Here is a 7376-nt window from a genome sequence, read left to right as displayed (position 1 = left end):
TCCATTGTAGCACGTGTGTAGCCCAGGTCATAAGGGGCATGATGATTTGACGTCATCCCCACCTTCCTCCGGTTTGTCACCGGCAGTCACCTTAGAGTGCCCAACTAAATGCTGGCAACTAAGATCAAGGGTTGCGCTCGTTGCGGGACTTAACCCAACATCTCACGACACGAGCTGACGACAACCATGCACCACCTGTCATCCTGTCCCCCGAAGGGGAACGTCCTATCTCTAGGATTGTCAGGAGATGTCAAGACCTGGTAAGGTTCTTCGCGTTGCTTCGAATTAAACCACATGCTCCACCGCTTGTGCGGGCCCCCGTCAATTCCTTTGAGTTTCAGCCTTGCGGCCGTACTCCCCAGGCGGAGTGCTTAATGCGTTTGCTGCAGCACTAAAGGGCGGAAACCCTCTAACACTTAGCACTCATCGTTTACGGCGTGGACTACCAGGGTATCTAATCCTGTTTGCTCCCCACGCTTTCGCGCCTCAGCGTCAGTTACAGACCAAAGAGTCGCCTTCGCCACTGGTGTTCCTCCACATCTCTACGCATTTCACCGCTACACGTGGAATTCCACTCTTCTCTTCTGCACTCAAGTCCCCCAGTTTCCAATGACCCTCCACGGTTGAGCCGTGGGCTTTCACATCAGACTTAAAGGACCGCCTGCGCGCGCTTTACGCCCAATAATTCCGGACAACGCTTGCCACCTACGTATTACCGCGGCTGCTGGCACGTAGTTAGCCGTGGCTTTCTGGTTAGGTACCGTCAAGGTACGAGCAGTTACTCTCGTACTTGTTCTTCCCTAACAACAGAGTTTTACGATCCGAAAACCTTCATCACTCACGCGGCGTTGCTCCGTCAGACTTTCGTCCATTGCGGAAGATTCCCTACTGCTGCCTCCCGTAGGAGTCTGGGCCGTGTCTCAGTCCCAGTGTGGCCGATCACCCTCTCAGGTCGGCTACGCATCGTCGCCTTGGTGAGCCGTTACCTCACCAACTAGCTAATGCGCCGCGGGCCCATCTGTAAGTGACAGCGTAAACCGTCTTTCAGCTTTCCTACATGAGTAGGAAAGGATTATCCGGTATTAGCTCCGGTTTCCCGAAGTTATCCCAGTCTTACAGGCAGGTTGCCCACGTGTTACTCACCCGTCCGCCGCTAACTTAAAAAGCAAGCTTTTTAAGTCCGCTCGACTTGCATGTATTAGGCACGCCGCCAGCGTTCGTCCTGAGCCAGGATCAAACTCTCCGATAAAGAGTAAGATTAGCTCATTGCTAAACTCTAGCTTTTGTTACTTGTTTTGTTTCTATAACGAAAGTTATAAAAACGATTATTGTTGACGTTTGTTTGTTCAGTTTTCAAAGAGCAATTTAATGTTGCTGTTAGGAGCAACTTTTATATAATAACACAGCATTTCACCGTGGTCAACTTCTACGAACAAACTTTTTTAAAAAAAGAAAGAATGTTTTTTTCGAATTAGCGACATCTACTAATATACCATTCGCATTCGTGGAAGTCAACTTCTTTTTAGAGGTTTCTACTAGTTGAAATGTTTTTCTATTCTACATAATAAACTCTCTTACAGCAATAGATAGTTCAACGTTAATAATTCCGATAAAAAAGAACAAGAACCAATATGGTTTTTGTTCTTTTAATTTAATATCATTTTTCCCCTGCGATCATTTAGTTCCTGCATTATTGCTTCTTTCTTTGAATTCCATAAATCTAAAGCATCATCTTCATTCATGTATTTACTAAAAGTTTTTAAAGCTTCCGGTTTCATCATCCAGTCTGTTAAAAATTCTACTCTTTTGATTTTACGTTTTGGTATATGACTGTTAACAAAATCTTGAATGGCATCATCTGAAGGATTTATCTCAATAATGTTTTTATCTATCTCATTCTTTAATTTGTACGTGATAAACCCTATTGGATTTTCTATTTTATGATCATCTCTAATTGACTCCATCACTTGAATTACATTTCTTTTCCCATAATTCAACCAACTTTGTATAGTTTTATTCGGAACTTTAACTCCTAAATCACTCGCCAAACTTTTAATATCTTTAATATCGTCTTTAGAAACAACAAAAAGATCATTTTCAAGTTCTTCTGTATCTAACACTGCATTTTGACTGGAATGAGATATCGGAATAGGTAAAGGTTGAATAATAGAATCTTTGGTTTTTATAAAGAATTTAATTTCTTTAACTGCCCTTCCTTGTTTTATCTCTTGAAATTCAAATGTGATATCTGATTTTTTATTTATCTGTTTTTGAGAAGGGAGTATTACACGCTGTTTAAAGTTTCCGTAAGCAGGATATATACTTGTTGCGCCCAACTTATGTCTTAGGTCCTCCATAGTGAGGGTTCTTTCTTGTAGACGTTCATATTGCTTAAGCAGTTCATATATCCTTATAGAATAATGCCCCTTTAGTTTACTTACGTTTTTTAAATGATACGATGTAAATTCCTTTTTCAACTCTAATAAATAAGGGGTAAGAAACTTATGTAGTGTAAGCTCGATTGTCCCCTTTTTATAGTTATAATCAGCTTGGGATAACCATTGAACTTGTACTAATCTTTCTTCGAATCTTATTTCATAAATTTTAGCTAACATATTCCTCGTAATTTCTTCTAGTTCCTTATACCTTGTATTACTGTTTCCGCCAATCAATTTTATGAAATCTTTGATTGTGAAAGTGTAAGATTGAAATTCCTTATCATTTGGTTGAACTAAACTAATAAGGGTTAAGATGATTTTTTGTTCTATCTCGTTTAATTTATATGCTGCTTCAATAAGCTGATTTGATTTCGTAATTAAGTTGTCTGCACTTATCTTGGATCCCATATTAAAACTCCTTTTTATTGATCATTCTAAAATATAACAAAAAACACAAATGAGAGTCTACTTGTGTTATATTTCAGAAAATTTAAAACACACACTCGATAAACGAAGTTTTTATTTTTTTAAAATATTCTTAATTACCAAAATAATAAAAAAACAAGTTTTTACAAATCTCTCTTGTTTTGATTGTTTTATCAATTATTTGTTTTAATTGTTTTAATTGTTTTAATTGTTTTAGGAGGTAAAAAACCCTTATGTATCAAGGGTTTGAGGGACCTAACTATAACAAAAACTGAGTGAACTATAACAAAAACTGAGTGAACTATAACAAAAACTGAGTGAACTATAACAAAAACTGAGTCACAACTATAACAAAAACTGAGTGAACTATAACAAAAACTGAGTGAACTATAACAAAAACTGAGTGAACTATAACACCTAATTTTTAGGTGTTATAGTTCACTTTTTTAGAGGATTTTCAATTAATTTCCTAGAAAGTATAAAAAAAGAAAGAAAAGAAGAAAGGAAGAAAGGAAGAAAAGAACGTTGGAAGAAGGAGGGATCATTTTTGGCGATTACAATTACTATGGGGATACAAAAAGGTGGTTGTGGAAAATCAACTACTGCAGGCATACTATCATATTTACTAAGTAGAGATGGTTATAAGGTGTTGGCAATCGATCTGGATTCTCAAGGGAACTTAACAGAACTATTATCTAATCAACCTTCCAATGAATTCATTGGAAAATCAGTACTAGAAGCTATGCAGAAACAAGATGTAAAAAAGTATATTCTACCTATAGAGAAAAATTTAGATTTGTTGCCTGCTACAAATTTTTTAGCTACATTCCCCAGGTGGATATATACCGGAAAGACTTATAAAGGCGATACAATTCCTTTTAAAGGAACTCCTAGTTTAATTCTAGATAAAAGTTTAGATGGAATCAGAAATGAGTATGATTTCATTATTATTGATACGCCACCTTCTTTATCAGAACAAACAACTAATGCCCTATGTGCTAGTGAGTATGTAGTGGTATTATTCGAGTGCTCTAACTGGTGCTATTCAGCAATACCTAACTTTATGGAGTCTGTCACAAGTGCTAAAAATCATGGTAATAGAAATACTGAAGTAATAGGGATTCTAAGAACATTGAATGACTTAAGAAGAAGTGATGCTAAGGCCTTTAATGAAATGATCACAGAGGATTACCCTGATGAAGTTTTTAAAACGGTTATTACTAGAAGAGCTCCTATTGGTCGTTTAGCCTTATATGGGTTTAATAAAAACTCAGAATTAAAGCAGGCTTTACTACAATATGAAGAATTTTATAAGGAGTTGATTAAACGTGTCCAAAGTAAACGATATAAAAAATATGAAACGTCTTCAGAAACAGATTACTCCTTCCCAGGCTCTCGCTGAAGAGATTAGTGAGGAAAAAGCTTCTACACTACAACTGATAAGAAAACGAGTCTCATTCGATTTACGAACAGACTTACATAAAGAGTTAAAAATGCAATCTTTATTACAAGAAAAAAACATCTATATATTAATTGAAGAAGCATTAGAGGACTATTTAAATAATATCGGTAAATAATTTGATGCATCCAAACTTGGGTACGTAAAATTATTTTTAATAGTAGTTAACATAATGCGTCTTATCCCAAGCAGCACCCCAAACAAAAGACGGAATCCGGCCATATTCGGGCAAATTCTGTCTTTTTCCCTTCGGGAAATAATCAAAAATGAAGACTATAATTCAAAAACACTATCTCTTTATTTCTTCTATTTCCTCCTGGATCCTATTCCATTATCTATTTGACATTCCAAACATTTTTGAAGCATGGACAATGCTTATAATGCTGTATGGAGTATCTATATGTCTATTTTCTTTGCTTATCTATCCTTTTAAAAAAAGAGCATAAGGAAACCTGATATCACCTTCTGATAAAAGGTGATGAATAGTCGGTGCCTATTAGGTTTCAAGGAGTTTAAATTGATATCACTTTTTGGCTCGGGAGATATAGTGTAGATATACCGTAATATCTCTAGAGATATAGTTGTATTCCAAAATTTTCATTGGATTTTTCCTGTCTTTGCACAAACAACGCTAAAAGATTTTTTTCTTTTAGCGTTGTTTCGAGTTGTGATATGGATACATTAGAACGATATATTTGCGCTTTATTGTCCAATTCTTTTCATCCTTTTTAAAAAGAAATATCTAATATCAGTTTTAAAATATAAAAAACGAATAGAATTTCCATTGTCGAACGTCTTTAGGCTTTTATATTCGATCTATAATACTGTCCTTTTTCTAAAAACGAACTTAACTAAGGGAAGTACCTAAAATCAGCTAAAATAGCCCCTGAAACGTTCTAAATCTGAATTCACTTTAAGCTTACCCATCGGTTGATGTTAACTTTAAAAAGACAATTAAATACTAAACAACCTATCCTAGTGTATCGTTAATAAAAGTTTTTTGTATTGCTTCTTCTAGTTCGAATTGTTCCATCCTGGATTTTGCATATCTTTTAGTAACATTTATATCTTTATGTCCAGCAAGTTTCGAGACAACTTCTAAGCCTATTCCTTTATCTATAAGCTTTTGACAAAAAGTATGTCTTAATTTATGCGGATGAACATTATACTTTTTCAACATATATTGAATCGATCTTTCTGTTAATCGTTCATTAGATTTTGAAGTAAATAAAGCATCCTCACTATAAAAAGAGTCACAGTATTTAAGAAGATATTTCTTAGCTTCTTCCGATAATGGAATATACCTTTCTTCACCAGTTAACCCATTTCTAACGGTTAATTGCCTTTTTCTAATATCAATATTCGACTTATTTAGAGAACATAATTCCGAAACTCTAATACCTGTATGAAGTAATAAGTAAACAATAGCTATATTTCTTTCGTGACCATCATTTTTCACTTCTTGAAGTAATTGATTGTATTCATAAGGAGTTAGTATTTCCAATTCTCCCTTTTTTTCTATAGGCATAACTTTAATATCTAAAGTTATTTCTGGACGTTTCAAGAACTTAGCAAACGTTCTAATAGAGCCAAGTATTTTATCGATAGTTATTGGACTTTTGCGCTGTTGCTCTAAAAAAGAGAGATAATCTTGAACATCTTTTTGAGATATATTCTCTAAATAAGTAGGATATTTGTAGAGCCAGTCTTGAAATTTTTTCATTTCACGTTGATAAGTAGTGACTGTATTAACAGATTTCCCTTCTGTTTCAAGCCAGTCTGCAAATTGACTAATAACATTAGATTTTTGCACTTTATCACCCCTAAATCCAGACTTGGTACTTACTTAATATCTTAATTCATAAGAGGAAAGAAGTAAACTTCCACGATAAAATCAAAAAAAAGGATAGTAGTCTAATGACTACTATCCTTTTCGGTGCCTGGCGACGTCCTACTCTCACAGGGGGAGAGCCCCCAACTACCATCGGCGCTGAGAAGCTTAACTTCCGTGTTCGGTATGGGAACGGGTGTGACCTTCTCGCTATCGCCACCAGACTATTATGTTTTTATGAGTTGTTCTCTCAAAACTAAATCCTATAGGAAGAAAAACACAAGAACCAAGTAATCTTTTTAGTTAAGTCCTCGATCTATTAGTATTTGTCAGCTCCACGTGTCACCACGCTTCCACCTCAAACCTATCAACCTGATCATCTTTCAGGGATCTTACTAGCTTACGCTATGGGAAATCTCATCTCGAGGGGGGCTTCATGCTTAGATGCTTTCAGCACTTATCCCTTCCGCACATAGCTACCCAGCTATGCCTTTGGCAAGACAACTGGTACACCAGCGGTGCGTCCATCCCGGTCCTCTCGTACTAAGGACAGCTCCTCTCAAATTTCCTACGCCCACGACGGATAGGGACCGAACTGTCTCACGACGTTCTGAACCCAGCTCGCGTACCGCTTTAATGGGCGAACAGCCCAACCCTTGGGACCGACTACAGCCCCAGGATGCGATGAGCCGACATCGAGGTGCCAAACCTCCCCGTCGATGTGGACTCTTGGGGGAGATAAGCCTGTTATCCCCGGGGTAGCTTTTATCCGTTGAGCGATGGCCCTTCCATGCGGAACCACCGGATCACTAAGCCCGACTTTCGTCCCTGCTCGACTTGTAGGTCTCGCAGTCAAGCTCCCTTGTGCCTTTACACTCTACGAATGATTTCCAACCATTCTGAGGGAACCTTTGGGCGCCTCCGTTACTTTTTAGGAGGCGACCGCCCCAGTCAAACTGCCCACCTGACACTGTCTCCCACCCCGATAAGGGGTGCGGGTTAGAATGTCAATACAGCCAGGGTAGTATCCCACCAATGCCTCCACCGAAGCTGGCGCTCCGGCTTCCAAGGCTCCTACCTATCCTGTACAAGCTGTACCAAAATTCAATATCAGGCTACAGTAAAGCTCCACGGGGTCTTTCCGTCCTGTCGCGGGTAACCTGCATCTTCACAGGTACTATAATTTCACCGAGTCTCTCGTTGAGACAGTGCCCAGATCGTT

Annotated in this window: 3 protein-coding genes and 3 rRNA genes; 1 reads left to right on the top strand and 5 read right to left on the bottom strand. The window is 37.7% G+C overall.

The annotated features are described in order from the left end of the window. Window positions 1-1249 (bottom strand): 16S ribosomal RNA (locus ACZ3HQ_RS29505); the annotation flags it as partial. A 397-nt stretch (window positions 1250-1646) separates the two neighbouring features. After that, window positions 1647-2846, bottom strand: coding sequence for a RepB family plasmid replication initiator protein (locus ACZ3HQ_RS29500; protein WP_160555784.1), 1200 nt, complete (start codon window positions 2844-2846; stop codon window positions 1647-1649). Window positions 2847-3411: 565 nt separating this feature from the next. Here ACZ3HQ_RS29500 and ACZ3HQ_RS29495 point away from each other — a divergent pair. Next, the gene (locus tag ACZ3HQ_RS29495) at window positions 3412-4266 is read left to right on the top strand and encodes an AAA family ATPase (protein ID WP_160555785.1); all 855 of its coding nucleotides are present in this window, start codon (window positions 3412-3414) and stop codon (window positions 4264-4266) included. Window positions 4267-5293: 1027 nt separating this feature from the next. Here the strand turns inward: ACZ3HQ_RS29495 and ACZ3HQ_RS29490 are convergent. The 3 genes from ACZ3HQ_RS29490 to ACZ3HQ_RS29480 all read right to left on the bottom strand — a co-directional run. Next, window positions 5294-6136 (bottom strand): tyrosine-type recombinase/integrase, encoded by an 843-nt coding sequence (locus ACZ3HQ_RS29490; RefSeq protein WP_202389403.1) that lies wholly within the window; start codon window positions 6134-6136, stop codon window positions 5294-5296. Window positions 6137-6261: 125 nt separating this feature from the next. Beyond that, window positions 6262-6378: ribosomal RNA gene (gene rrf, locus ACZ3HQ_RS29485) — 5S ribosomal RNA — on the bottom strand. Window positions 6379-6453: 75 nt separating this feature from the next. Next, a 23S ribosomal RNA gene (locus ACZ3HQ_RS29480) occupies window positions 6454-7376 on the bottom strand; the annotation flags it as partial.

The organism is Streptomyces sp. NPDC018263, from assembly GCF_055562575.1.
This window is presented reverse-complemented; position numbering and strand designations above follow the sequence as displayed.

Excerpts from the sequence above, each read along its gene's own strand:
- ACZ3HQ_RS29500 (WP_160555784.1), bottom strand. The coding sequence starts at position 2,846 with ATGGGATCCAAGATAAGTGCAGACAACTTAATTACGAAATCAAATCAG.